The sequence below is a fragment of the Nocardiopsis lambiniae genome, from assembly GCF_031845465.1.
In the GTDB taxonomy this organism is placed as follows: Bacteria; Actinomycetota; Actinomycetes; order Streptosporangiales; family Streptosporangiaceae; genus Nocardiopsis; species Nocardiopsis lambiniae.
This window is the reverse complement of record NZ_JAVREP010000004.1, coordinates 269,946-295,864: the sequence shown is the minus strand read 5'-3', so window position 1 is coordinate 295,864 and position 25,919 is coordinate 269,946. Positions and strand designations below refer to the sequence as shown.

Below are 25,919 nucleotides of genomic sequence, written 5' to 3'. Positions count from 1 at the left end.
TCGGTGGGTTCCTCCCGGGCGGCCCCGAGCACTCTCCGCGGTCCCCCCGGTCGGTGGGCGGGAGGGGCGTCGATGCCCGCGAAAACCCTTGTGTACAGGGGATTCTTGTTTGCGAGAAGGGTCCGTGAGCGAGGAGAATGACCGATGATCCCTCGATCATCGGCCGAGCCGGAAGGCGCTCATGACGAACACCCCGCACACCCCCCTGGACACGACCGTCCCCCACTCCGCACGAGTGATGAACTACTGGTTGGGCGGCAAGGACCACTACCCGGTCGACCGTGCCCTGGGAGAGCAGGTCGAACAGGCCTTCCCCGAGATCGTCGAGCTCATGCGCGCGGACCGCCGGTTCATCGTCCGCTCGGTCACCCACCTGGCCCGGGAGGAGGGCATCCGGCAGTTCCTGGACATCGGCACCGGCCTGCCCACCGCGAACAACACACACGAGGTCGCCCAGACGATCGCCCCCGAGTCCAAGATCGTCTACGTCGACAACGACCCCCTGGTGCTCGCGCACGCCCGAGCCCTGCTGACCAGCACCGAGGAGGGCACCACCGACTACATCGACGCCGACCTGACGGACCCGGAGACACTGCTGGCCCAGGCTCGCGAGCACCTGGACTTCACCCGGCCGATCGGCCTGATCATCATGGGCACGCTCGGCCACTTCCCCGCCGACGAGCGGACCTACGCTGTAGCCCGCGCCTACGTGGACGCCCTGCCCTCGGGCAGCTTCCTCGCCCTGTGCGACAGCACCGACACCAGCCCCCAGATCGTGGAGGCGGCCAATGCCTGGAACGAGAACGCGGCCCAGCCCATCCACCTGCGCACCCCGGAGCAGATCAGCGCCTTCTTCGACGGTCTGGAACTGCTGGAGCCCGGCGTGGTCTCCGTGCCGTTCTGGCGGCCCGAGGAGGCCCAGGTGGGCACGGTCCAGGAGGTCGCCCAGTACGGGGGCGTCGCTCGCAAGCCCTGACTCCGGCACGGCCTCGTGCGCTTCGCGCGAGGTCTCTCCGTCCGGGCGCGTCCGAGGCGGTCGACCACGTGTGGGGCCACCCTGTCGGCCCGTGCGTCCTGACAGGGCGAGGCGGCCCCACCCGCGGTCGCCGGTACTCGGTGAAGATCTGGTCGTCGGGGTCGTGGTCCCCTGCCGTCCGGCGGCGGGTGGCGTCCCGGTACGGGCCCGGATCCGGCCGGCCGCCCGCGGCCCGCGTCGTGGGTGCGGTCCACGGCCTGGACCGTGTCGTCCTCACCGGCGGGCGAGGGCGCGCAGTTCCTCCAGGCTCGCGGCGCGGGACTCGGGGGTGTCGGCGTCCACCCGTCCTCCCCGGGGGTCGTCGACCCTCCCGGCGCAGGAGCGGAGCGCCTCCAGCGCGGTCAGCCCCTCACCGCGCAGGCGCACGTGCTCCATCGTCCACCAGCCGCGGGCGATGTTGCCCGCGACGTCGGGCGGGAGGAGGGGCTGGAAGTCGCCGGCCTCCTCGGTCTCGGAGGCCCACAGGTACCCGATGAGGCCGCCGTCCCGTTGCACGGGGACGTACAGCACGGGGCCGCCGGCGACCGGGGCGTAGGAGCGGCCGACCAGTTCCGGGGCCAGCGCCTCGTCGCTCCACCGGTCGAACGTACCGGGCCCGGTGCCCGGGTGCGACTCCGTGCCGCCGGGCGGGTCGGCGGCGCCTTCCCCGGACGGGCCGGTGGTCGGCCCGCCGTGGTCCGTGCGGTATCCGCTCTCCTCGGGGCGTCCACCGTCCATGGCCGTCCTCACTTCCTCTCGCTTCCAGCGGTCACCGCGGTATCGGGGGTCCTGCCCGGATCAGGGGGGAGGGAGTCCGTCCAGGTGGTCGGCGTGCTCGGGCACGCTCCCCGGGGGGACCGCCCCCGCCCGGTCGTCCTGCGGGGCCCCGGTCCAGCGTGCCAGTGCGCCGAGGGCGTCCAGGCCCTCCGCTCGGTCCAGGATCAGGCGGCGCACCCAGGCGCCCTTGGCGTTGAGCCCCGCCGGACCGGGCACGGGCAGGAACCCCGCGGCGGCCCCGTCCCGCGACGCCCAGAGGCGGCCCAGCGCACTCCCGTCCCCCCGCAGTACCGGGACGTGCAGCACCGGCCCGTCGGTGTCGGCGGCGAACCGGGGTTCGGCGCCCGCGAAGTCCGGTCGGAACGCGTCCCGGTCGGCCTGCTCCTCGTCGGTCATCTCTCCTCCGTCACGGTGCCGGGGCGAACGGGAACACGGTGACCCGCAGAACCCACTGCCCGGTCTCGGGGTCCTGGAGCGCGTCGTCGATCCCGAAGCGTGTTCCGCGCGGCAGGAGGAGTTCCCGCTCGGACCGGTGCACGCTGTCGTCGCCGATCCACAGGGCGGGGTGCCCCGCGGGCACGGCCAGGTGGAACCGGTAGGCGGTGGTCCGGTTCACGGTCTCGATCCCCAGCGACCCGGAGAGGAACCCCCGTTCGACGAACTCCGTGCCGATCAGGTCCGTGGGGTCGTGGAAGGGGCGCCCCGGCGGGGCCATGAAGCCCACACCGAACACCGAGCGCCGGACCTCGACCGTCTCGGGGATCGGTTCCATCGCCCGGTCGAGCAGGTCCATCCCCTCGCGCAGGAGGCCCCAGGTCTCCTCGGCGTTCTCCCGGGTCGGGGTGTGCCCGCCGAACCACTTCTCGACCCACGCGCCGAAGAACCGGTGCCCGCTGAGCCGCAGGACCTCGCTCTCGGGGCCGTCGTGCCGGGAGAAGTCGTTGTAGAACTGCGCGTTCTTCGTGTAGGCCCGAGCGGAGTTCTGCTGTTCCGGGGTCAGGGACGGGAACCGTCCGCCGAGGACGAGCCTCCCGTACCCCGCGCCGTCGTCGTCGGTGGCGAACCGGCGCACGCCGTCGGGGTCGACCCGTCCGGGGCGGTCGTCGGGCAGGTCCGGGCCGGCGGCCCGCGTCCCGGCCTCCCGGGGGCCGGCGGGATCCTCCGCGACGGTCTCCGGGGGGACCGCGGCGGCCGTGACACCTGCGCCGGCGGTGGTGTCCAGCCCCAGGAGCGCGGTCATGAAGGCTTCGGCGCCACCGTCCAGGACGGGTGCGCCGGGGCCGGTGACGGTGGTGTCCGTGTCGGTCCGCACGGTGAACACCTGGACGTCCGAGGCGTCCTCGGCCTGCCGCGCGGTGGCCGGAACGGTCGTGGGCCGCTGCGGGACCAGCACCTCGGCCTCGATGTACAGGCCGTCCAGCCCCTGGGAGCCGCCCCAGCCCGCCCGGGTGATCCGGTAGGTCGTACCCGGGGGGAGGATCAGCTCGCGCTCGCCGGGGTACCTGCTCTCCGAACCGATCCACATCCCCCGGGAGCCGCGGGGGAGGACCAGGTGCAGCGCGTGGGTGTACCTGGCCGTGACCCCGGCCAACGCGTTGCCCAGCGACGTGGACATGAACCCGCGCTCGGTGTGGACGGTGCCCACGAGGGAGTAGGGGTCCCTGCCGTCGAAGCCCTCGATGTGGTCCAGTTCCTCCAGGCCGCGGATCACCTCGATCCCCTCGGGCAGGGGCCTGTCGATGGCCTCTGTCAGGATTCGGAGGTGTTCGAGCGCGCGTTCCGGGGTCGGGAACGCGTCTCCGCTCGACCTGGCGATCTCCCCGGCCTCACCGGCGTGCACGTACCAGTGGTCGAGTTCCTCCTGCGGGTCCTGCGCGTCCAGGATGTACCGGACGAAGCCCTCGGCCCTCTCCGGAACGCGCCCCTGGGCCAGGAGTTCCCGCAGCCGGTCCAGGGTCGGCCACGCGAGGTCGTTCATCTCGTACAGCTCCCAGCCGCGCGAGCCCATGGGGTGGGTCTCGAAGGCCGCGACGGTGTCCTGGCGCATCAGGTCCAGCACGATCGCCACCCGGTCCGCGCTCATGGAAGCGCGGGCCACGGTGTTGAGCCAGCCCTCGATCGTGTAGCCGATGATCCGGTCCCGGTGCTCCGGGCCCAGGGCGTTGAAGGCGTGCGGGTTGTGGGCCGGGTCGTGGAGCCACCGGTCGTAGGCGTCGAGTTCCTCCTCGGTGCGGAACCTCCGGATCCCGTTCCCGTCGACGTACCCCCGCCCGTCGCCGGGTCCGCTCCCGGTGACGGGCGTGTCCGGACCGGTGGCGGTGTCGTTCATCCCGTCGACCGCTGCTCCGGCGGAGGCGGGCGGCGCACTCACCACCGCGGGTGGGGCGGCCTCGCCCGTCGGCGCGTGCACCCGCGCGGTGATCACGGGGCGGTCGCCGGACGTGTCCACCGAGTCGATCCGGAACGCGGTCCCCGGCGGGAGGACGATCTCCTGGTTCTGGGGGTGGGTGCCCGCGTCGCCCAGCCAGAGGCCGTGCGCCCCCGCCGGCAGGACGAGCCGGACGACCGCGGCCGACCCGTCGCCCCTGCCGGTCGGCCGCGGGTTGAGCGCGACCGCGGTGTAGCCCCGGGTGGCCTGCTCGGTCCCGGTCAGCGCGGAGGGATCGCGCGGGTCGAATCCGCGCAGCCGTGCCGGCGCGGACGCGTGGTCCAGGTACCAGGTGGTCTCCACCGCCTCCGGCAGGGGACGGCGGACGACCTGCTCGTAGAGGGCCAGCATGTCCCGCAGCCTCTCGGGCGAGGGGTAGGCGCCCCCGTTCGCGCGGGCCAGGGTTCCGGCGTCCCCGGCCGTCGTGTACAGCCGGCCCAGCCTGCGGGCGGCCTCCTGGGGGCCGTGCCGGAGGATGTCGGTGATGAACCGGGCCCGAGCGGGGTTGCGCCCCTGCTCCACGGGGAGGAGCCGGAGCAACTGCTCGGGGGACGGCCAGGTGAACCCGTTCGCCTCGTACAGCTCCCACCCGAGGAGCCGCTGTCGCTCCGCCGGGGTGGAGGCCGGGGTGACCCGGCTCGCCGCGCGCAGGGAGTCCAGCAGTGCGCGGGCGCCGTCCGGGCCCGTCCGGGTGAGGTCGTACCCGTCCGCGAGCGCGCTGAGGGCACGGGCGAGGTCGTGCTGTGCCCGGGGGAGCGCGTTGACGGCGTACGGGTGGTGCGCCGGGTCGTGGAGTCGGTGGCCGTACCAGTGGGCCTCCTCCGCGTTCCAGAACCTGCGGACGCCGTCCTCGCCCGCGCTCCCCTCCGAGAAGAGGTCGGGCACCGCCCGCGGCAGGGGGACCACGGTCGCCGTGACCACGGTCTGCGGGCCGCCGGATTCGGGGTCGATCCTGTCCTCGACCCCGGTGATGCGGTACGTGGTTCCGCGGCCGAGGGTGAGCTCCATCTGCTCCGGGTCGTGGCTGCGTGTGCCGATCCAGAGGCCGCGGCTCCCCTGGGGCACGTCCAGGCGCAGCAGGAAGGGGAATCCGTCCACGTCCGTCTTGAACGGGGAGTCGCCCAGGGTGGTGGACATGTAGCCGGGCTCGGTGTGGACGGTGCCCACCAGCCTGCGGGGGTCCGTGCCCCCGGTCGTGCGCAGGAGGTGGTCGATCGTCTGCATGCCGCGGGACACGGCCATGCCCTCGGGCAGCGGGCGGTCGACCGCGCCGTCCAGGAGGCGGAACAGCCGCCTGGTCGCGGTGGCGTCGGGGTAGACGCCGCCGTTGAGCCGGGCGATGACCCCCGCGTATCCGGCGTTGTGGTACCAGTGGTCGAGTTCGGCGCGGGGGTCGGGGGCGTCGAGGACGTACCGGATGAGCCCCCGGGTCCGCGAGGGCAGCGGCTGAGGGGAGGCCGCGATCTGCCGCAGCCGTTCCACGGACGGCCAGGTCAGCCCGTTGGCCTCGTACAGGTCCCAGCCGTGGGCCGTCCGCGCCGTGTCGGGGTCGGCCGCCTCCGACCGGGACCGCGAGCGCCACTCCATCAGCCGGCGCGCGACGGTCTGGGGCAGGAAGGGCCGGACGCGGGCGACACGGGTGACCCAGGCCGACCTGGTGTAGGCGTCGACCATCCCCTGCTGTTCGGGTGTCAGGGTGTCGAAGGCGTGCGGGTTGTTCGCCGGGTCCTGGAGCCACCGGTCCTGCTCGTCGATCTGCCCGGGCGCGTCGAAGCGGCGGATGCCGTCCTCGTCGAGGGTGCCCCTGCCGTCGGTGCCCGCGTCCGGGATCGGGGCGTCCGATTCCGCGCCGTCTCCGGTGCCGTCGCCCTCGTGGTCCGTGTCGTCGTGGACGGCGGCGGGCTCCTCCGGGGGCGCGGCCACCGGTCGCGGTCGCGGGGGCAGGGCCACGGCGGTGATCTCCACGATCCCGTCCGACTCCGTGACGCCGGTGACGCGGTAGCCGGTGCCGCGGGGGAGGAGCAGCGTGTACGGGTCGGAGGCGCCCGCCCTGTCGCCGACCCACAGGCCCCGCCCGCCCTCGGGGACGGTCAGGCGGACCAGGGCCGTCCCTTCGCCGTCGCCTCCGGTCGCCTGTGGGCGGTCCAGGGAGGTGCGCAGGTACCCCGCCTCCCGCTGCTCGGTGCCGACCAGCGAGGAGGGGTCGCCCTCGACGTATCCGGCGAGCCCGTGCAGGCCTTCGTCCCCGCCCGGCGCGAAGGTCACCTCCACCGCCCCGGGAAGCGGTCGGTCGGTCGCGGCGTCCAGGGTGCGCAGGGTGTCCAGGACCTCGTCGGCCGTCGGGTAGGTGCCGCCGTTGGCCTTGGCCAGGGCTCCGGCCTCGTCCGCGTTGTCGTACCAGTGGCGCAGCCGCCGGCCGGGGTCGGGCGCCTTGAAGATGTCGTCGACGAGCGAGTTGAAGGTGTGGGTGGACCCGCCGTCGGAGTGGATCTCCCGGATCTCGGTGAGCGTCGGCCACCGGTTCCCGTTCCTCTCGTACAGCGGCCAGCCGTTGGGGTCGTCTCCGCTGGCGTTGTCGCCCGCGTCGTACGTCAGGTCCTCCAGCCTGCTCCGGACGGAGGCGGTGTCCAGCGAGGGGATCCAGGTGAGGGACGAGAGCCAGCCGGTGGCCGCCTGCGCGACGACGGCCTCGCGCTGGTCCCGGGGCAGCGCGTCGAAGGTGTGCGGGTTGGTGCCCGGGTCATCGAGCTCCGCGGCACGGGCGGCCGGGTCCTCCAGCCCCAGGAGGTCGGCCATCCCGTCCTCCTGCTCGCGGGTCCACGTCGGCTCCGGGAGGTGTCCGTCCTCCTCGGCCGGGTCCTGCTCCGTCGACTCCATCAGGAACACGGTGATCTCGTCGCCGGTGTCCGGCTCGGGCGCCGACCGGGTGGTAACCGGCCGCGGGGGCGGCCCGGCCGGGTCGGAGGACCCCTCCCCGGCCACCGGTCCGCTCGGGACGGGCGGGGGCTGCGTGTTGAGGGCGCTGTGGAACGTGTCCAGGAGCGAGGCGGTCGCGGGGCGCGCCCCCAACTCCCGCTCCATCCGGTCGCTCAGGGGTGCGCCGGTCGCGGGTCCGGGCGGCGGCGGTGGCGGGGCGTCGGAACGGGTGATACCGGCGAGGTGGGCGGCGGTGGCGTTGGCCGCGCTGGTCCAGGCGGTGACGGCGGTGTTGTAGGTGTCCAGGGCGGCCCGGTAGGCGGTGTTCTGGGTCTCGTAGGCGGTGCGGGCGGCGTCGAGGGCGGTGCGGTTCGCGGGTGTGGGGTCGGCGGCGTGGGCCGCGTGGGCGTCGAGGTAGGCGTCCACCAGGGCGGGGAGTTTGGCGCGCTGCTCGGTGTAGGCGGCCTCGGCGTCGGCCATGGTCTTCGCGGCGTCGTACTCGGCGGTGATCGGCGCGTCCGCCGCGGTGGCCTGTTCGGGGGTGATGATGCCCAGGGCGATGGCGTCGCTCTGGGAGATCCAGGCGCTGGTCTTGTTCGTGTGATCGGCCGTGAACTGCTGGACCGTCGGACCGAAGGGGGTCGTGTTCTCGGACCGGGCGCCGATGGTCCAGGTGGTGTCGAACTCCACCAGGTAGGCGGTGCCGAGCCGTTGGCGCTCCATGTCGGAGGGCTCGCCCGTGGCCAGGCTGTTGGCGGTGGGCGATTCGCGCTTGATCGTGCGGGTCGCGGCGTCCCCGGAGCCGGTGAGGAAAGCGGTCCGGTCGCTGTCGTCGGCGTCGACGGTGTGGTGGCCGGTGGGGCGGAAGGCCGCGGTCGCGGAGGTGGCACCGCCCTGGGAGCGGCTGTGGGAGACGCTCTGTCCCTCGGCCTCCTTGTGGACGAGCCGGGCGTCGGGGCGGGCGGTGAGGACGCGGGCGCCGGTGAAGTCGGGGGTGGCGGCGACACGCCATCGGGTGCGCCCGATCCGCAGGATGTCGACGCCCGTGCTCTGGCCCACGGCCCTGGAGAAGAGTCCCTTGAGGGCGACGGGGTTGAGGGTGTTGTCGATGGGGGTGTAGCGGGAGTCGAGCTTGAGCTGTTCGGCGATGTGGCGGCGGGCGTCGCCGGTCGCCTTCTTGTGGTGTTCCCCGAGCCGGTCGAGCTGCTCGGTGGTCGGGCTCTCCCCGAAGTCGGGGGCGGCGGGCGGTTTCCAGCCGAGGGACGCGGCGACGGTGCGCACGGCGGTGTCGCGCGGGTCGGGTCCGTGGACGGCGGTGGGCATGATGACGGCGTCGCGCAGGGCGGCCGGTGGCGGGGCCAACTCGCTGGTGGCGGTGGTGACGGCGCTCGCGAGGGTGTCGCCCGCGCGGGCCGTGGCGGTGGGCGGCGCGGGCACCGTGTCCAGCGGTGCGGCGGGCGCCGCGGGTGCGGTGAAGTCCAGCGACGAACCCAGGTGGAACGTCTGGACGGCGCCGCTGTCGGCGTGCGCCCGCACCGGGGGCCGCCCCCCGGTCTCCAGGGTCAGGGTGAGGGACGTGTCGTGCGTGACCCTGGCGTAGGGGCCGGACGACTCCATGACGACGGTGTGGGTCCGCTCCTCCGTGGAGGCGTCGGTCTCCGTGGTCGAACGGTGGGCGGTGGCCCCCGCGGCGGGAGAGGCGTAGACGAAGTGGCTCTCGGGCGGTCGGCCGCTCCCGCCGTTCTCGCCGCTGGGATGCCACGGGATGAAGGCCGCCCCGGACGTGTGGCCCGACCCCCGCGACTCGGCCTGAGCCGACTCGGTCTGCCAGGAGTGGGTCTCGACGGTGGCCACGGCGGAGGTGACGTAGTCGACCCGGGGGTTGGTCCTGTTCAGCTCCACCAGCACCCGTGCGGGCCTGGACCGGTGGAGGAAACGCGAGGTCCCGGCGGCCCGGACCACCTTGACCGGGACCGGCGGGAGCGCCCCCGGCGCGCTGCCCAGGCGGCGGGTCAGGTGGGCGAGGAGCCGTTCCCGGCCGCCCCGGGTCAGCTTGAGCCCCTGCTCCCGGAGCCGCACCTCCAGCTCGCGGATCGCGGCGGTCGGGTCCGCCGGCCGCCGCTGCTGTCCCGCGCCGTCGAATCCGGTGCGGACGCGGGCGTGGGGCGGTGGTGTGGGGTTGGGCTGGGTGGCGGGCGCGGGGGTGCCGTCCTCGCCGTGGGTGACGGCGTCGGTGAAGATGCCGGCCTGTTCGGCGTCGCGGGCGGTGATGATGCCGGAGAGGAGGTCGTCGACGCGGGTCTTCCATCCGGCGTACTTGTGGGACCACCACTGGGGGAGGTTGAGCCCGCGGTGCTTCTTGAACTCCCAGGCCTGGGAGATCGTCCCGGCCATCCGGAACGTGTAGACCGTCGCCGCCTTGGACAGCAGGAACAGCCCCGAGGTTGAGGAGACGCCGGAGTCCGTGATCTCGCCGCGGCGGAAGAAGTTCCAGTTGTGGGAGGGTCCGGCCATGGGGACGATGCCGTCGGCGGTGGACCGGTCGGCGCCGGAGGCGGCCCCGCCCTCCTCGATGGTGTTGCTGGTCCCCCCGGCGAAGCCCGTGGCCCCGAGGGTGGCGCTGGTCAGCTTCAGCTCCCCCGCGGAGGCGGTGGAGGTGGTGTCACCCGCCACCGCCAACTGGGCCTTGACCGCGTGTACGTCCACGATCCGCTCGGGCTGCACGGAGGTGGCCCCGGTGGCGCGCATGTCGTTCGGGGAGCGCCACGTGCCGCCCAGGTCGACGCGGCCCCGGTGCCCGGAGGGCGAGAAGGTGGCCGGGTCCGTGGCCAGGGAGACGGGGGAGAGGAAGTCGGTGAAGAAGTGCCGCCCTCCGACCGTGTCCAGGAACCCCCGCAGCTTGCCCCTGCGGCCGTCCGACACCGGGCGCTGGTCCGTGAAGGCCTCGAAGGCCCGCCGGAGCACCCCGCCGGAGGAACGGGTGGCGTCGCCTCCGGGCACGGCGAGCGAGACCCGTTCGATGGTCGCGCCGTTCTCGATCACCGCCCGCGCCCTGCGTCCGTCCGCGTCCGCCGGGTCGGGCACGGCGAGGTCCTCGGGCCGCGGGTCGATGAGGGCGCGGGCGTCCTGCGCGGTGAAGGGGAGGTCGCCGGCCGGTTTCGCCTCTCCCCCGCGCAGCGGGACCTGCGCCGTGTCCTTGGGGGTGATCAGGGAGTAGCGGGCCCGGACCGCTTCTCCGAGCAGGTCCACACCGCCGTCCGGCCGACCCGACAGGGACGGCTCCTGCGTGTGCAGCCGGGCGGTGAAGTCGACCGTGCCGCCCCATCGGTCCGAGCCTCCCGGGAAGATGAACCGCTGGTTCGAGCTGTGGGAGACGCCGTGGGCGGCCTCCCCGTGGTTCAACCGGCTCAGCCCGAGGGAGGCCATGAGGCCGCCGAGCAGCCGGGCCGCTCCCCGGGCGTCCGATTCGGCCGAGCGCATCATGCCCGATCCCGCGGACAGGGTGAGGGTGTGCGACGACCCCCGGCCCGACTCCGCCGCCAGGGTCGAGTCTCCCCCCGTGCGCAGCCCGGTCTCGGCGGTCGTCGTCCCCTGGTGCGACAGCCCGGAGAAGTCCGCCTTCAGGGACAGGGTCAGCACGTCGGGGCGCAGGAACTCGGGATTCTTCACCATGAGCGATGGGTCGATGCTCGCGGTCTCCCTGAGCACGACGGTCAGGCCCTCGGAGGAGGCGAGCCTGTCACGGTTGCTGTTGTGCATGGCGTCGCGCACCGTGTTCGCCACGTCGATCGTGTTCTGGTAGGCGGTCCGGTAGTCGCGGCGCAGCCCCCAGTGCTCGCGGAAGGACCGTTCGAAGTAGGGGGCGTTCTCCCGGCCCGGTCTGCGGGCGTAGGTGCGCTGGTCGCGGGCCAGTTCGGGGATGACCAGGCCCGGGTGCTCGCGCGCGATACCCGCCAGGACGCGGTCCGTGATCTCCTCCAGGACGCCGCGGTCGTCGTCGGCCGCCGACGCGTCCCGGGGGTCGGCGCCCGCCGGGGCCTCACCCGGTGGTGCGGCGGTCTCCCCTCCTTCGGGGCGGGGGACCCGGGTGAGCGTGTCGTGGTGGGTGCCGGAGAAGTCCGTGACGCGGGTGCCGCGCAGGTGGGGGAGGGGCGGGGTCCGTCCGGCGTCGGCGCCCTCGTGGGCCTCCTCGCCCGAGACCGCGCGTTGGAGGGCGGCGGAGCCCTCTCCCGGGAGGATCTCCACGGCGCGCGCGTCGAACTCGTGGGCCGTCGTCTCCCCTTGGACCTGCACCGACAGGGTGCTCTCGGAGTCGAACGCGGTGAACGTCTCGGTGTCCGACACATAGCGCGCGAGCGAGCGGTTGTGCCCGGCCTCGGAGCCGGATTCGGCCTGGGAGGACAGCGACCGCCAGTAGGTGTACTCCAGGTGGGGCATGTTGAGGCGGATGGACCCGCCGGTGGACAGCGGGATGAGGACGCCGAAGCCGCCTCCCACGGTCGCGGTGAAGCCGCTGTTGCGGCTCACCCCCAGAGCCGTGCTCGTCTCGACGGTGTGCTTCAGGGTCGCGTCGTCCATCAGGGGGGTGTGCGCCTTGGCGGTGTACCTGTCGGGGGTCGAGGACAGCCGCAGCATGACCTCCCCCAGGACCGGGTGCGTCACGCTGACGGTCATCGGCGCCGAACCCAGGAAGGGGAGGTACTCCTGGACCGAGTCGTTGTCGAAGAAGGCCCGGATCTCCGCCTGCCACTCGCGGATCCTCGCCTCGGTGCTCTTCCTCATCAGCCTCAGGGCGAAGGAGTCCATGGCCGTGCGATGCGGGGCGTAGTCCCGGGAGACGAGGTACTCGGCGAGCCAGGAGCCCAGCTCGCGGTGCCCGCCCGCGCCGTCCCCGCGCGGGGTGACCGAGGTGACCGAGATCGGGAGGGCGCCGACCGGACGGTTCGGAGTCCGCGCGTGCGCGCCGTCGCCGCCGGGGCGGTCGGCCCTCAGGTCGATGCGGTCGGGGGTCCCGTCCGGTCTCGCCTTCACCTCGCCCGCCAGCACGAGCGCCACACCGTTCTCGACCACACCGCTCTGGAACCCGTCGCCCGGGTCCGAGGGAGGAGCGCCCTCGGGAGCGGCGCCGGTGTCCGGCTCCCCGTCGGCGTTCTCGGTGACCTTCACCCGGACGCGCAGGTCGCCCAGGTAGACCTCGGGCGGGCTGAAGGTCGTGTACTCCAGGTCGGAGCCCACCTGCTCGCTCCCCCCGAAGGACGCGCCGCGCCGGCCCCCCGCGTAGCCGCCTCCGGCGGTCAGCCAGGGACCGGCCGCGAAACTGCCGGTGACGTCCCCCAGGAGCAGGGGGCTCGCGGTGAACCGCCCGCCGATGCCCCGGCGCGGGTCGTGGGTGGAGGTCCCACTCGTCTTCGCGGAGTGGGAGCGTTCCTCCTCCCGCGACTCCAGCGGTGCCCCGGCCTCGCGGTGGGGCAGGGCGAGGTGGCGGTACCCGTCGGGTTCGGCCGACTCCAGGGCGACGCGGACCGTCCAGGTGCGGGCGTCGTCCCCGGTGCCGTCGGTGACCGTCACGTCGACGCCCTCGGGGGAGAAGAAGACCGCCATCCCGTGTTCGCGGGCGATGTGGTCGATCCGCGCGGCCACGTTCGCGTGCAGGTCCGCGGGCATGTCGGGTGCCTGGGCGGTGATCAGGTGGCCGACCACCTCGGGCACGCGTTCGGTGTAGAGGCGGTCCGGGCCGATGATCCGCGACCGGACCAGGTAGTCCAGGTCGTAGGTGTCGGCGGACCCGTCCCTGCGCACCGTCCCCGGGTACACGCGCGGGTGCTCGGCCTGTTCGCGGGCGTCGTCGGCGGCCCTGCGCGCTTGCGCGGCCAGCTCCTCGATCCGGCGGACGGCCTCCTCCGCCTGATGCAGGCCCTCTTCGGCGCGCTCCAGGCGGTCCACGTCGGCTTCCATCCGCGCCTCTACGGCGTGGACCGCGGTGTGCGTGCGGTAGGCGGTCTCGGCCGCCGCCGTGCTGCCCGGGGCGAGAGCGGCGATCCGCCGCACCGCGTCCGCGTCCGCGCGCGCCGCGTCGATCGCGGAGTCGTACAGGTCGGAGGACGCGGTCAGGGCGGCACGGGCGTCGGTGAGCGCCGCGCGGGCCCCGCGGGCCAGGTCCTGCGCGCGGTCAGCCGCGGTGGCGGCTTCGTCCCGGGCGGCGCGGGCCCCGGCCCCGTCTCCCGCGGCGCGTGTCCGGCCCAGCGCCGCGCGGGCGGTCCGGGCTGCCGCGGCGGCCTCCTCCTGCTGCCGTCGCGCGTCGGTGACCAGGGTGTCGGCGCTCCGCACGGCCTGCTCCGCGGCCTCCCGGGCCGCACGGCCGTGCAGGCGCACGGAGTCCAGGGGCAGGGAGAGGGCCTCGCGGGAGGCCACCTCCGCCGTGTGCACCGCCGCGTCGGCCCGGGTCCGGGCATCGGCCGCGGGCCGGCCCGCGTCGGCCGGGTCGGAGGGCGGTGCCGCGCGCGTGCCCAGGTCCGTGCGTGCCGCGGAGTCCGGCGAGGTCAGGTCGGCGATGGACCGCGCCCGGTCGAGGGCGGCCCTCGCCGCGTCGGACTCCCGTTCGGCGATCCCCGCCTGCCCGACCACCGCGTCCCTCGCCGCCCGGGCGGTGCCGGCCTCACGCAGGGACCGCACCGCCTCGGTGACGGCCGCGTCCCGGTCACCCGACGCCAGGGCCTCTCCCACGCGGTTCCGCGCGTCGGTCGCGTCCACGGCCGCCGTGACGGCCTCGTCCCGGCCGTGTTCCACGGCCGCCGCGGCGTCGCGGGCGTTGCCGCGGGCCGTGGACGCCTCGTCGAGGGCGGTGCCGACTCCGGCCGCCGCGGCCGTGTCGACGGCGTGTGCGAGGGCCTCCTGCCGGTCGGCCGCGTCCTGTGCGGCGGTGACCGCGACGCGCCGTTCGGCGTCGGACGCCTTCGCCGCCGCGCGCGCCTGCTCGGCGCGGCCCCGGTCCTCGGCGGTCCGTGCGGTGCGGGCGGCGGTGTCGGCGGCCTCGTAAGCGATGCGGGCGGCGCGTTCGGCGTCGTCGCGCGCGGTGTCGGCGTCCGTGACCCGTGCGACCGCGGAATCCCGCTCCCGTGCGGCGTCGGTGATCCCGTCCAGGTCGGTGGGGGGCCACGCGGGCGGTTCGGGTACCGAGTCCCGGGCCGTCCGGGCGTCGGCCGCGCCGCGTGCCGCGGCGTTCTGCGCGGCGGCGGCGAGGTCCGCGGCCAGGCCGACCGCTGTGCCGACCGCCTCCGGGGAGGTGCCGGCCATCGCGGAGGCCCGGTCCGCGAGCCGTTCGACCTCGTCCCCGAGCTGTTCGAGGCGGTCGATCGCGGCGGTCCGGCCGGGACCGCCGGCGTCCCGGAGGATGGCGGCCAGGTCCGCGGCCTCGGCGGACAGCCGCTCGGCGGCCTCGTGTACTTCGACCGGCGCCGCCGTGTCGTCGGTGTCGGTCAGCCCCAGACCGTGGGCGAGGGAGTCGAGGTCGGCGCCGCTCATCCCGGAGCCGTCCCCGTCCGGGTCCCGCACCTCCCCGGCGGTGTCGGTCACGGCGAACACGACGGGGCCGTCGGAGCCGGGGGCGGAGAGCCCCATCATGGTCATGCGCATGTTCAGCTTCGCGCGTGCCGCGGAGCCCGGGGCGGTCAGGTCCGCGAGGGACCGCGCCCGGTCGAGGGCGGCCGTCGTCGCGGCGGCGTCGCCGCGGGCGTCGGCCACGTCGTCCAGGGCGATACCGACGGCGATGTTCGCGGCTATGTTGACGCTGCGCGTGAGGGTCTCGTGCCGGTCGGCCGCGTCCTCGGCGGCCGTGATCGCGGCGCGGCGCCGGGCGTCCGCCGCCTCCGCGTCCGCGCGCGCCTCCCCGACCCGGGGCCCGCCCCCGTCCTCGGCGGTCCGTGCGGTGCGGGCGGCGGTGTCGGCGGCCTCGTAGGCGATGCGGGCGGCGCGTTCGGCGTCGTCGCGCGCGGCGGCGGCGTCCGTGACCCGCGTGAGCGCCGTGTCGCGCTCCCGTGCGGCGTCGGTGATCCGGCCCGGGTCCTCGGGGTCCACCTCGGGCGGCTCGGGCACCGCGTCCCGGGCCGTCCGGGCGTCGGCCGCGCCGCGTGCCGCGACGCCCTCCGCGGCGGCGGCGAGGTCCGCGGCCAGGGCGACCGTGACGGCGACCGCCTCCGGGGCGGCGTCGGCGATCTCCGCGGCCCGGTCCGCCAACCGCTCGACCGCGTTCCGCAGCCCTTCGAAGCGGTCGATCGCCGCGCTCCGGCCGGGGCCGTCGGCGTCCCGGGGGATGGAGGCCAGGTCCGCGGCGAAGCGTTCCGCCGCCCCGCGTATCCCGGCCAGGGCCGCTGCCGTGTCGTCCGCGGCCAAGGCCCGGTCGATGCGGTCCAGCGCCTCGCCGGCCCCGGTCGGGGCCTGCGCGGCGGGCCCGTCGGCGCCGTGCGCGGGGGGCAGGATCTCGGCGTGGAACAGGTGGCCGCGACCCCAGGGCTCGACCGTGTTGATCCGGTAGCGGGTCCCCCGGGTGAGGATCACCTCGCGCTCGCCGGGGTGTTCGCTCCGGTCGCCGACCCACAGGCCCCGGGCGCTCTCCGGCACGGTCAGCCGCATCAGGTCGATGGGGGAGCCGCCGGCCGCGGACGGAACGGTACCGAGGGAGACCGAGAAGTACCCCTGTTCCACGTGCGTGGTCCCCGCGAGGCTGCGGGCGTCGGTGCTGCCCTCGCCCAGCAGGTGCTGGTGCTGGTACATGCCGTGCACGGCCTCGAAACCCTCGGGGAAGGGCTGCCCGGTGGCGCGGTCCAGGCGCCGGATCAGCGCCAGCACCTCGGAGGAGTCGGGGAAGTGGGCCGTTTCCCCGCGCAGGGCGAGGGACTCGGCGATCCGGCCCGCGCGGCCGGAGCGTTCGTAGAGGTTGTCCAGTGCCGCCTGCGGGTACCGGCTGTCGAGGACGCGGCGGACGATCCCCTCCTGCTCGGGGCTGAGGTCGCCCTGCTCCGCGGCCTCCTCCAGCCGCGCCAGGTCGGGCCACCGGCCGCCGCCGATCTCGTAGACCTGCCAGCCGGGGTAGGACCGGCTCTCGTCCCGGATCCGGTCCAGCTCGGCCTGCACCGTCGCCTCGTTCAGCGGACTCATCCGTGCGATGCGGTTCAGCCAGGCGGACCGGGTGTAGGCGGCGACCGCGTCCTGGGTCGCGGTGGGCTGCGCGTCGAAGGCGTTGGGGTTGTAACCGGGGTCGTGCAGGAGGTCGCCGTAGCGGTCGGTGTCGGCTCCGGTGGGCAGGCGGCGGATGGTCCCGGACCCGGATGCCGCCGTGTCGTCGGTGTCGGTCAGCCCCAGTCCGCGGGCGAGGGAGTCGAGTTGGGCGCCGCTCATCCCGGCCGCGTCCTCGTCCGGGTCCCGCACCTCCCCGGTGATGTCGGTCAGGGCGAACACGACCGGGCCGGAGGTGGTGCCGGAACCGGACGCCTCGACCGCGGGGACCGGGGCCGGAGCGCGCGATCCCGGTTCCGTCGTCGTGCCGCCCCCGTCGGTCGTGGCCGAGGTCTCCCTGGGCCCGAGGCCGAACACGGGGCGGAGCTGGTCGCCCAGGGGCGCGCTGGAGGTGGTGCGGGGCGCCGGGGCCGGCGGGGCACCGGGAGGTGTCATGCCGTCCAGGTGCGTGCGGGTGGCGTTGGCCGCGGTGGTCCAGGCGGCGATGGCGTCGTTGTAGGTGCCCAGGGCGGTCCGGTAGACGGCGTCCTGGGCCTCGTAGGCGGTGCGGGCGGCGTCGAGGGCGGTGCGGTTCGCGGGCGTGGCAGCGGCGGCGTGGGCCGTGTGGGCGTCCAGGTAAGCCTTGACCAGGGCGGGGAGTTTGGCGCGCTGCTCGGTGTAGGCGGCCTCGGCGTCGCCCATGGCCTTGGAGGCGTTGTACTCGGCGGTGATGGGGGCGTCGGCGGCGGTGGCCTGTTCGGGGGTGAGGACGCCCAGGGCGATGGCGTCGCTCTGGGAGATCCAGGCGCTGGTCCTGTTCGTGTGGTGGGAGGTGAACTGACGCGGGGTGGTGCCGCCGAAGAACGCCTTCTCGTCGGTGCGTGCGCCGATGGTCCAGGTGGTGTCGAACTCCACCAGGTAGGCGGTGCCGAGGCGCTGGCGCTCCATGTCGGAGGGCTCGCCCGTGGCCAGGCTGTTGGCGGTGGGCGATTCGCGCTTGATCGTGCGCGCCGTGCCGTCCCCGGAACCGGTCAGGAACGCGTTCCGGTCGCTGTTGCCAGCGTCGACGGTGTGGTGGCCGGTGGGTCGGAACGCCGTGGTGGTGTTGGTGCCGCCGCCCTGGGAGCGGCTGTGGGAGACGCTCTGTCCCTCGGCCTCCTTGTGGACGAGCCGGGCGTCGGGACGGGCGGTGATGATGCGGGCGCCGGTGAAGTCGGGGGTGGCGGCGGCGCGCCACCGGGTGCGCCCGATCCGCAGGATGTCGGTCCCGGAGGGGCGGCCGAGGTTGTGCGAGAGGAGGCCCTTGAGGGAGACGGGGTTGAGGGAGTTGTCGATGGGGGTGTAGCGGGCGTCGAGTTCGAGGTGGTCGGCGATGTGGCGGCGGGCGTCGTCGGTCGCCTTCCGGTGGTGCTCCCTGAGCTCACCGAGCTGTTCGGCGGTGGGGGTGGGGCCGAAGGCGGGGGTGGCGGGGGGCCTCCAGCCGAGCGATGCGGCGACGGTGCGCAGCGCGGTGTCGCGCAGGTCGGGTCCGTGGACGGCGGTGGGCATGATGATCGCGTCGCGCAGGGCTGCCGGGGGCGGGGTCAGCTCGCCGGTGGCGGTGGTGACGGCGTCCGCGAGCGTGTCGCCCGCGCGGGGTGTGGCGGCGGGCGGCGCGGGCACGGCGTCCATGGCCGCGGCGGGTGCCGCCGGCGGGGTGAAGTCGAGCGACGAACCCAGGTGGAAGGTGCGGATCCGCCCGCCGTCCACCGTCACCGTTTCCCTGATCGGCGGCTTGTACTCCAGGTACGGGGACTTCCCGCCCTGCCGGATCCCCGCGGTGGGCACCAGTCCGTCGCCGTCCACCTCGATGGTCAGGGTGAGGGAGGCGTCCTGGGAGACCTTCACGTAGGGGCCGGAGGACTCCATCACGATGGTGTGGGTGGTCTCCGAGGACGAGGAACGCCCCTGGGACTCGTTCTGGGTCCTGTCGGCCCCCGCGAAGGGCGAGGTGAGGAAGAGGCTGCTGTCCGGCGGGGGGTCGCTGCCGCCGTTCTTACCGCTGGTCTGCCAGGGGGCGAAGTTCCACCCCGTGGTGCTGGAACTCTCGCGGGAGTCCTGGTGCGAGTTCTCGGCCTGCCAGGAGTGGGTCTCGACGGTGGCGGCGGCGGAGGTGACGTAGTCGACCCGGGGGGCGGTCCTGGTCAGGTCCACCAGGACCCGGGCGGGCTTGGAGAAGTGGGCGTTGCGGTCCGTCGACACCACGTTCACGGGGATCGGGGGAAGCGCGTCCGTGGCGGTCCCCAACTGCTCGGACAGGGTCACGAGCAGGCGTTCCTTGCCTCCGCGGCTGAGGGTGAGACCGTGCGTGCGCAGGTGCGTCTCCAACGTGTCCACGGCGCGGGCGGGGTCGACGGGCAGGGCCTGGCGGCCCGCGCTGTCGAATCCGGTGCGGACGCGGGCGTGGGGCGGTGGCGCGGGGTTGGTCTGGGTGGCGGGCGCGGGGGTGCCGTCGTCGCCGTGGGTGACGGCGTCGGTGATGATGCCGGCCTGTTCGGCGTCGCGGGCGGTGATGTAGCCGGAGACGAGGTCGTCGACGCGGGTCTTCCAACCGGTGTACCTGTGGGTCCACCAGTTGGGGAAGTTGAGTCCGCGGTGCTTCTTGAACTCCCACGCCTGCGCGATCGTGCCCGCGGCGGTGAAGGCGTAGACGGCCGCGGACCTGGGCAGCAGGAGGAGCCCCGAGGCGGAGGAGACGCCCGAGTCGGTGGTCTCGCCCCGGCGGAAGAGGCTCCGGTTGTGGGAGGGGCCGGCCATGGGGACGATGCCGTTGGCGGAGGACCGGTCGACGCCGGAGTCGGCCCCGCCCTCCTCGATGGTGTTGGTGGTCCCGCCGGCGAAGCCCGTGAACCTTGCGAAGAAGCCGCCGATCCTGGTGACCGCGGCGGACGCGGTCGATGAGGTCTCGGACTGGACGGTGACCTGCGCCCTGGTCTGCCGCAGGTCGGTGATCTCGCCGACCGTGACCCTGGTGACCCCGGTAGCCCGCATGTCGTTGGGGGACAGCCAGGTGCCGGGCACCTCGATCCGCCTGCGGCGGCCCGATTCCGAGAAGGACGCGGGATCGGAGGCGACCGCGGTGGGGGACATGAGGTTGGACAGCAGGGTCGCGCCGCCGACGCCGTCCAGGAAGGCGGACAGCTTCATCCTCCCCCCATCGGACCAGAACCGGCGCGGGCGGGAGAACGCGTCGAGGGTGCGGCGCAGGAGGCCGCGGCCCGGCCCCGATCCCGTGTCGCCGGTCTCCTGGAGCAGGGGGTTGACGTGCTCGATGATCGCGCCGTGGTCCAGCAGGACGCGCGTGTTGTCGGTCTCCGGGGCGGCCGGGCTCTCGCCCTCCGCCTCGGAGGTCTCCCCGGTCTCCTCGGGCGGTGTGGTCCCGGTCTCCGGCGCCGTCTCCTCGCGGGTGGTGCCGGTCCCGTCCCCGGTCTCCGCGGTGTCCTCCTCGGCGGGGTCGCGGCGCCCCGGGCGGGGGTCGAGCATCTCCCGCGCCTCTTCGGGGGACAGCGCCGCCTGCTCCTCGTCGGCCCGGTCCGGTGCCGGTTCCGGGGAGGCCAGGTTGTCTCCGACGGTGGTGGCCGTGATCAGGGAGTAGGTCGCCTTGACGGGCCGGTCCAGCAGTTCCGTGCCCTGGTCGGTGCCGTAGGCCTGTTCGTCGGCGTCGTAGTCGTGCAGGCGGGCGCCGAGGGTCACTTCGCCGTTCCACCGGTCCGAGCCCTCGGGGAAGAACAGGCGGGCGTCGGACTTGTGCTCCAGGCCGTAGGCGGCGTCGAAGTGGTTGACCCGGTTGTAGCCCACCGAGGCCATGAACCCGCCGAGCAGCCGCGCGAACCCGCGGGCGTCGCCTTCGGCCGAGCGCACCATGCCCGAACCCGCGGAGACGGCGAGGGTGAAGGCGCTCCCCGTCGCGGACTCGGTGGAGGTCGAAGCGGTTCCGCGCACCCGCAGGCCGGTCTCCGCCGTGCTCGTCCCGTCGTGGGACAGCCGGCCGAACTGCGCGTGCAGCCGGACGGTGACCGTGTCCGGGCGGAAGAACTCCTTCAGCTTCGCCATCAGGGTCGGGTCGACCGTCGCCGACTCCCGGAGCCGGAGGGGCAGGCCCTCCCCGGGGCGGGCGAGCCTTTCCAGGTCGTCCGTCCCCCGGATGCCCTGGATGGTGTCGCGCACCAGCATCGTGTTCTTGTAGGCGGTGTCGTAGGAGCGGCGGAACCCCCAGTGCTCGCGGAAGGAACGCTCGAAGTAGGAGGACCCCTCCCGTCCGGGCCTGTGCGCGTAGGTGTCCCGGTCGCGGGCGAGTTCAGGGATGACCAGGCCCGGGTGCTCGCGTGCGATCCCGGCCAACACGTCGTCCAGGTACCGCTCCAGTACGCCGCGCCGGTCGTCCGACGTGACCGGCGGCGCCGGTGCCCGGGAGGTCTCCGAGCCCCCGTCGTCCCCGGTGTCGTCGGCGTCCCGGTCGACCGCCGGTTCGCCCTCGCCCGCGTCCCGGGGGGCGGGTCCGCTCCACTCCAGGCCCAGGAAGTGGGAGCCGCGGAAGTGCACGGGGTTGTCGGACTCCAGGTGCGGGAAGGGCGGGCGCCGCCCGGCGTCGCCCCCGCCGTCGGCCGCCTCCTCGTTCCGCGCGGCCCGGTCCAGCCGGCCCGCGGTCTCGCCGGGGAGAAGTTCCACGCCGGTGACCGTGAAGCGGTGGGGCGCCGCCTCACCCTGGACGTGGACGGACAGGTCGTGGGTGGCCTGGTAGGCGGCGAACTTCTCCGTGGAGGAGACGTAGCGGCCCAGGGAGCGGTGCTCTCCCGATCCGGAGGTGTTGTGGCTCTCCGAGGAGAGCGACTGCCACCAGGTGGCCTCCACGTGGGGTGCGTTGACACGGAGCGTGCCGCCGGAGGGGAGTTCGGCCACCAGGCCGAAACCGGTTCCCCCGGTCAGGGTGAAGCTCGTGTTCCGGCTCTGGGTGAGGCTGGTCTCGTCCTTGATGCTCTCCTTGAAGGTCGCGTCGTCGATCAGGGGGCTGTGGTCCTTGATCCGGTAGTCGCGCGGCGTCGCGGAGAACTCCATCATCACCTCGCCCAGGCGGGGGTGGGAGACGCTCACGGTGATCGGACCCCGGTCCAGATGGGGGAGGTACTCCTGGAAGGAGTCGTTGTTGAGGACCTCCCGGATCTCGTGCTTCCACTGCGCGATGTCCTGGCCGGTTCCCGGCCCGGTGACGTCCTTCATCCATTGGACGGCGGCGTTCTCGCTGCTCACCTCCCTGTTCAGCCGGTAGGTGTCGGAGACGAGGTAGTCGGCGACCCAGGAGCCCAGCTCGGTGTGCGCGGGGCCGCTCCCGGCCGGGGTGTTCGGCGTGACGCTGTGGACGGCGATGGGCAGGCCGCCCACCGGGCCGAGGTCGCGGGGCCGGCGCCCCGGGCCGGTCCCCTCGCCGGCGCCCGGGGCGAGGTCGATGTGCCGGGGCATCTCGTCGGGCCGCCCCTGGACCTCGCCCGCCAGGGTGAACACCATGCCGTCGCGGACCACGGAGGAGCCGATCGGGAACCCGACTGCGGGCGGAGGAGCCTCCCCGGTGTCGCTCCCGGTATGGCTCCCGCCGTCGTCGGCCGCCCCGGCCCCTTCCGGCCCCGCGGTCACCTCGGCCCACACCCGCAGGTCGTTGGCGTAGAACTCGGGCTTGGCGAAGGTCGTGTACTCGATCTTGGAGGCGGCCTCGGTCGTCCCTCCCTGGGACGCGGCCCGCTGCCCGCGGGAGAAACTGCCGCCCACCGTCACCCACGGGCCCGCCGCGGACCCGCTGACGTCGCCCAGCAGCAGGGGACTTCCCGTGAAGCGCGCCGCGAGGATGCGGCGCGGGTCGTAGGACGAGGTGCCCCCGGTGGTGGTGGAGTGGCTGCGCTCCTCCTCCCGGGACTCCAGGGGCGCTCCCGACTCCCGGTGCTCGACGTCCAGGTGCCGGTACCCGCCGGGGTCCTCCGAGGCCAGGGCGACGCGGACGGTCCAGGACCGGGGGGCGTCGGCCCCGTCGGTGCCGGTGCCGGTGCCTGGGTCGGTGACGGTGATCTCCCGTCCCCCGGGGGCGAAGAAGACGAGCATCCCGTGCTCGTGGGCCACGTCGCTCAGGGCCGTGTCGACCAACCGCGTGAGGTCGGCGGGCGGGTCGGTGATCCGGTCGCGGACGATGTCCGCGACCGCCTGGTGCGCGGCTCGGGTGAACAGGCGGTCGGGTCCGCTCAGCCGCGAGGTGACGAGGTATTCCAGGTCGTAGCGCGTGTCCGTCTTCTCGTGCAGCCGGGAGGCGGACGGGAGGTCGCCGGGGAGCAGCGCCTCGGCGCGGTCGGCCGAGTCCTCGGTGTTCTGCGCGTACCGCCGCGCGTCGGCGAGCGCGTTCCCGGTGTCCCCGACCAGGCGGCGCGCGCCGCCCATCACCCAGTTGGTCCGCATGAGGTCGGCCGTGAGCCGCGCGGCGTCCGGATGCGTCTCCACCTCGGAGTTGCGCAGTTCGGTGGCCACTCTGACGAGGGAGTCGAGGGCGGCGGTGGTGCCGGCGACGCGCCCGGGATCGGCCGAGGCCTCCGCGGTGGTGCGCGCTCGCCCCGCGGCATCGGCCGCCTCCCGGGTCTCGCGGACGGCGTCGGTGAGCCGGCGGGCCGCGTCCTGGACGTCCTGCAAACGCCGGGGTCGCGCGGCGTCGGCCTGTGCCGCCGCGCGGACGGCCTCCTCCACCCGTGCGCGCCGGTTCTCCGCGATCCCGGACCGGCGGTAGGCCTCGTCGGCCGCCATACGGGTCCCCGCGGAGTCGAACGCGGCCCGGTCCACCGCGGCGGCCAGCGCGTCGACGGTCGCGGTGGTGGAGGAGTGGCGCGCGGTGGTCGCCTCGCCCACGCGTGTCTCCGCCTCGTCCCGGTGCCGGTCCGCCTGCTCGCGGTGGTCGCGCGCCGCGGTCCCGTTGCCGGCGGCGGCGCGGTGGGCGTCGGTGCCGGGGGTGGCCACGCGGGTGATCCGCTCCGCGAGTGCGACCGAATCGGACGCACGCTGCGCGAACGCCTGCGCCTGGTTCGCGGCCAGCCGCGCCGACTCGGCCCCGGTGGAGGCGGCGTCCCGCGCTTGGAGGGCCTGTTCCGCGGCGGTCACGGCGGTCGCGGTGTCGGCGGCGTCGACGACCTCCCGGGTCGCCCGGGTCGCCCGGTCCGCGGCCTCGCGTGTGACGCGCAGGGCGTGGGCCGCTCCGTCGGCCGCGCGGCCCGCCCTGGCCGCGTACTGCTCGGCGTCGGTGCGGGCGCGTTCGGAGGCGGTGGTGAGGGCGTCGTCCGCGGCGTCGGTGGCCTCGCGCAGCGCGGTCTCGGCGTCCCGCGCGTGGCGCTCCGCCTCGTCCCGCCGCCGCTGCGTCTCCTCGTGGCGGGCGCGCGCCGCTGTCTCGTCCTCAGTGGCGGTGCGGCGGGCGTCCGTCCCCGGGTCCGCCTCGCGGACCGCCCGCTCAGCGTCTCCGAGGGCGGCGGCGGTCCCCCGGGCGGCCTCGGCCGCCATCCGGGCCGCGTCCCGCGCCGCCCCGGCCGCGCGGGCGGTGTCCTCGCGGGCCCGGGCGGCCTGTTCGGCGGCGGTCACGGCGTCCGCGGTGTCGGTGGTGGTGTCGGTCGCGGTCCGGGCCGCCGCGGACACCCGCTCCGCGGCCCCGCGTGCCAGGCCCAGGGCGTTCTCCGCCGTCGCGCGGGCCCGCTCCGCCACGGTCGCGGCCTCGGAGGGGGAGAGCGGGGACGGGGAGTTCCCGGTGTCCCCCTCCGTCGCGCGCGATCCGGGCTCCTCGGTCCGGCCCGGCGCCGACGACTCCCCGGACCGTCCCCCCGGGGCCGATGCGCCTCCGCCGCCGTCCACCAGCGCCATGTTGACGGTCGTCGCCGTGACCGGCGCGCCGTAGGGGGAGGGTCCCCGGTCCGCGGGGTCCTGCATCGCGTAGCGGACGTAGTCCGTCGTGAGCCGCCCGCCGGGCAGCCAGAGCCGGGCGCGGACCGGGTCGTGGCGGTCCCGGAGGTGGCGGCCGATGCCGCGGGCCAGGACCTCGGCGTCCCGGACGCGTTCGGGAGGGATGGACGCGCCGCTCAGGGGGACGCGCCGGTCGGACGGGTCGGAGACGACGTACACCAGTGCCTGCGCGAGCGTGCGCGCCTCGCGGACGGAGCGGTTCTCCGGGGCCGGGCCGCCGGCGGGTCGCAGCAGCCTCCAGAACTCGGCGCCCAGCGCCCGGGCCCCGGGGATGTCGTTGTCCGCGAGGGCCCGGGTGAGTTCGGGCAGGCGGCTCAGGACCGACGCGGCGCGGGCGTCGGCGCTCGGGTCGGTTCCGGAGGCGGTGGGGTCGGTGCCCGCCTTTCCGGGGGTGTCGGATGCGCCGTCCGCCGTGCGTCCGGGGCCTGCGTCGGGCGGCGCAGGCGCGTCCGTGTCCGCGCTTTGCGTGGTGACCGGCGTGCCACCGGTGGTGTCGGGCGTCGTGGCCGCTGCGGCGGGTGGGACGTCCCCGGTGCCCGGTACCGGCGCCCCGCCGTTCTCCGGCGCGCCCGTCGGAGGGGCGGCGGGCAGGGTGTCGCGGACGTACTGCGTGGTCAGGCTGCCGCCCGGGAGCCAGAGCCGGGCGCGCGCCGCGTCGTGGCGGTCCCGGAGGTTGCGTTCGACGCCCCCCAGGAGGGTGGCGGCGTCCTCGGCCCTGTCCGCCGAGAAGGCGTCCCGGTCGGCGGGAGCCCGCCGGTCCGCCGGGTCGGACAGGGTGAAGACCAGCCCGAGCGCCAGGGTGCGGGCCCTGCGCACGGAGGGGTTCTGCGGGGCGCCGTCGTCGGGCCGGGGGGAGAGCAGGTCCTGGATGTCCGCGCTCACCGTCCGCGCCCGGGCGACGTCCCCGTCGCCCAGGTGCTGTCGGGCCTGCGCGACCAGGTCGGCGGCGCGTTCGGCGCGTGCGTCCGCGGGGTCGCCGGCGGGGGCGGCCTCCCCGCCGTCCGTCTCCGGGGGCGCGGTCCCGGGTGCGCCCTCCCCGGACGGGGGTGCCTGCGGGTCGGTGCGCACGGTGGCCGGGGCCGGTCCGCCCGAGGGGGCGGAAACGGAGGGAGCGCGCCCCGCCGGACCGCTCTCGGTCACGGGGAAGGCCAGGAGGCCGGACCCGGGAACCGTGCCGTGGGTGTCGGTAACGCCCTCCGACTCTTTCGGGTCCTTCACGGCCGGGTGCCGGGGGCGTCACGGCGGCCGGGAGCGGTGGGGAGCCCTCGGTGCCCTCTTCGTGCGAGGGGGCCGGGGCGCGGTCCCGGGAGGTCCCGGCGGCCGGGTCGTGCCGGTCTCCGGCGAGCGGGGCGGGGGCGTCTCCGGAACGATGCGCGTCGGTGTGGTCCGCCCCGCCCGGGTCGTGGCGGGCGGCCGGGGCCTCCGGCGTCCCGGCGGCCCGTTCGGGAGGGTTGGGCCCGCGCGTGTCCGCGCCGCCGTCCCCGTCCGGGTCGTGGTCCCGCGGCCTCCGGGCCGCAGGGGTGTCCTGGTCACCGGTGTTCGGGACGGGGGAGCCGCCGGTGC

Annotated in this window: 4 protein-coding genes; 1 reads left to right on the top strand and 3 read right to left on the bottom strand. The window is 75.1% G+C overall.

The window, feature by feature from the left end:
- The first annotated feature begins 181 nt into the window (after window positions 1-181).
- Window positions 182-976, top strand: a complete 795-nt coding sequence (locus RM479_RS08945; protein WP_311511251.1) for an SAM-dependent methyltransferase — start codon at window positions 182-184, stop codon at window positions 974-976.
- A gap of 273 nt (window positions 977-1,249) precedes the next feature.
- Here the strand turns inward: RM479_RS08945 and RM479_RS08940 are convergent, their stop codons facing one another.
- From RM479_RS08940 to RM479_RS08930, 3 genes are read right to left on the bottom strand one after another with little or no spacing between them, the layout of a single operon-like run.
- Window positions 1,250-1,753, bottom strand: coding sequence for a hypothetical protein (locus RM479_RS08940; protein WP_311511250.1), 504 nt, complete (start codon window positions 1,751-1,753; stop codon window positions 1,250-1,252).
- A gap of 60 nt (window positions 1,754-1,813) precedes the next feature.
- Window positions 1,814-2,188 carry a hypothetical protein gene (locus RM479_RS08935; protein ID WP_311511249.1) on the bottom strand — a complete coding sequence of 125 codons (375 nt, stop codon included), beginning with the start codon at window positions 2,186-2,188 and terminating at the stop codon, window positions 1,814-1,816.
- A 10-nt stretch (window positions 2,189-2,198) separates the two neighbouring features.
- A complete protein-coding gene (locus RM479_RS08930) occupies window positions 2,199-25,574 on the bottom strand; it encodes an ADP-ribosyltransferase (protein WP_311511248.1) in 23,376 nt (7,791 codons plus the stop codon).
- Window positions 25,575-25,919: the final 345 nt, after the last annotated feature.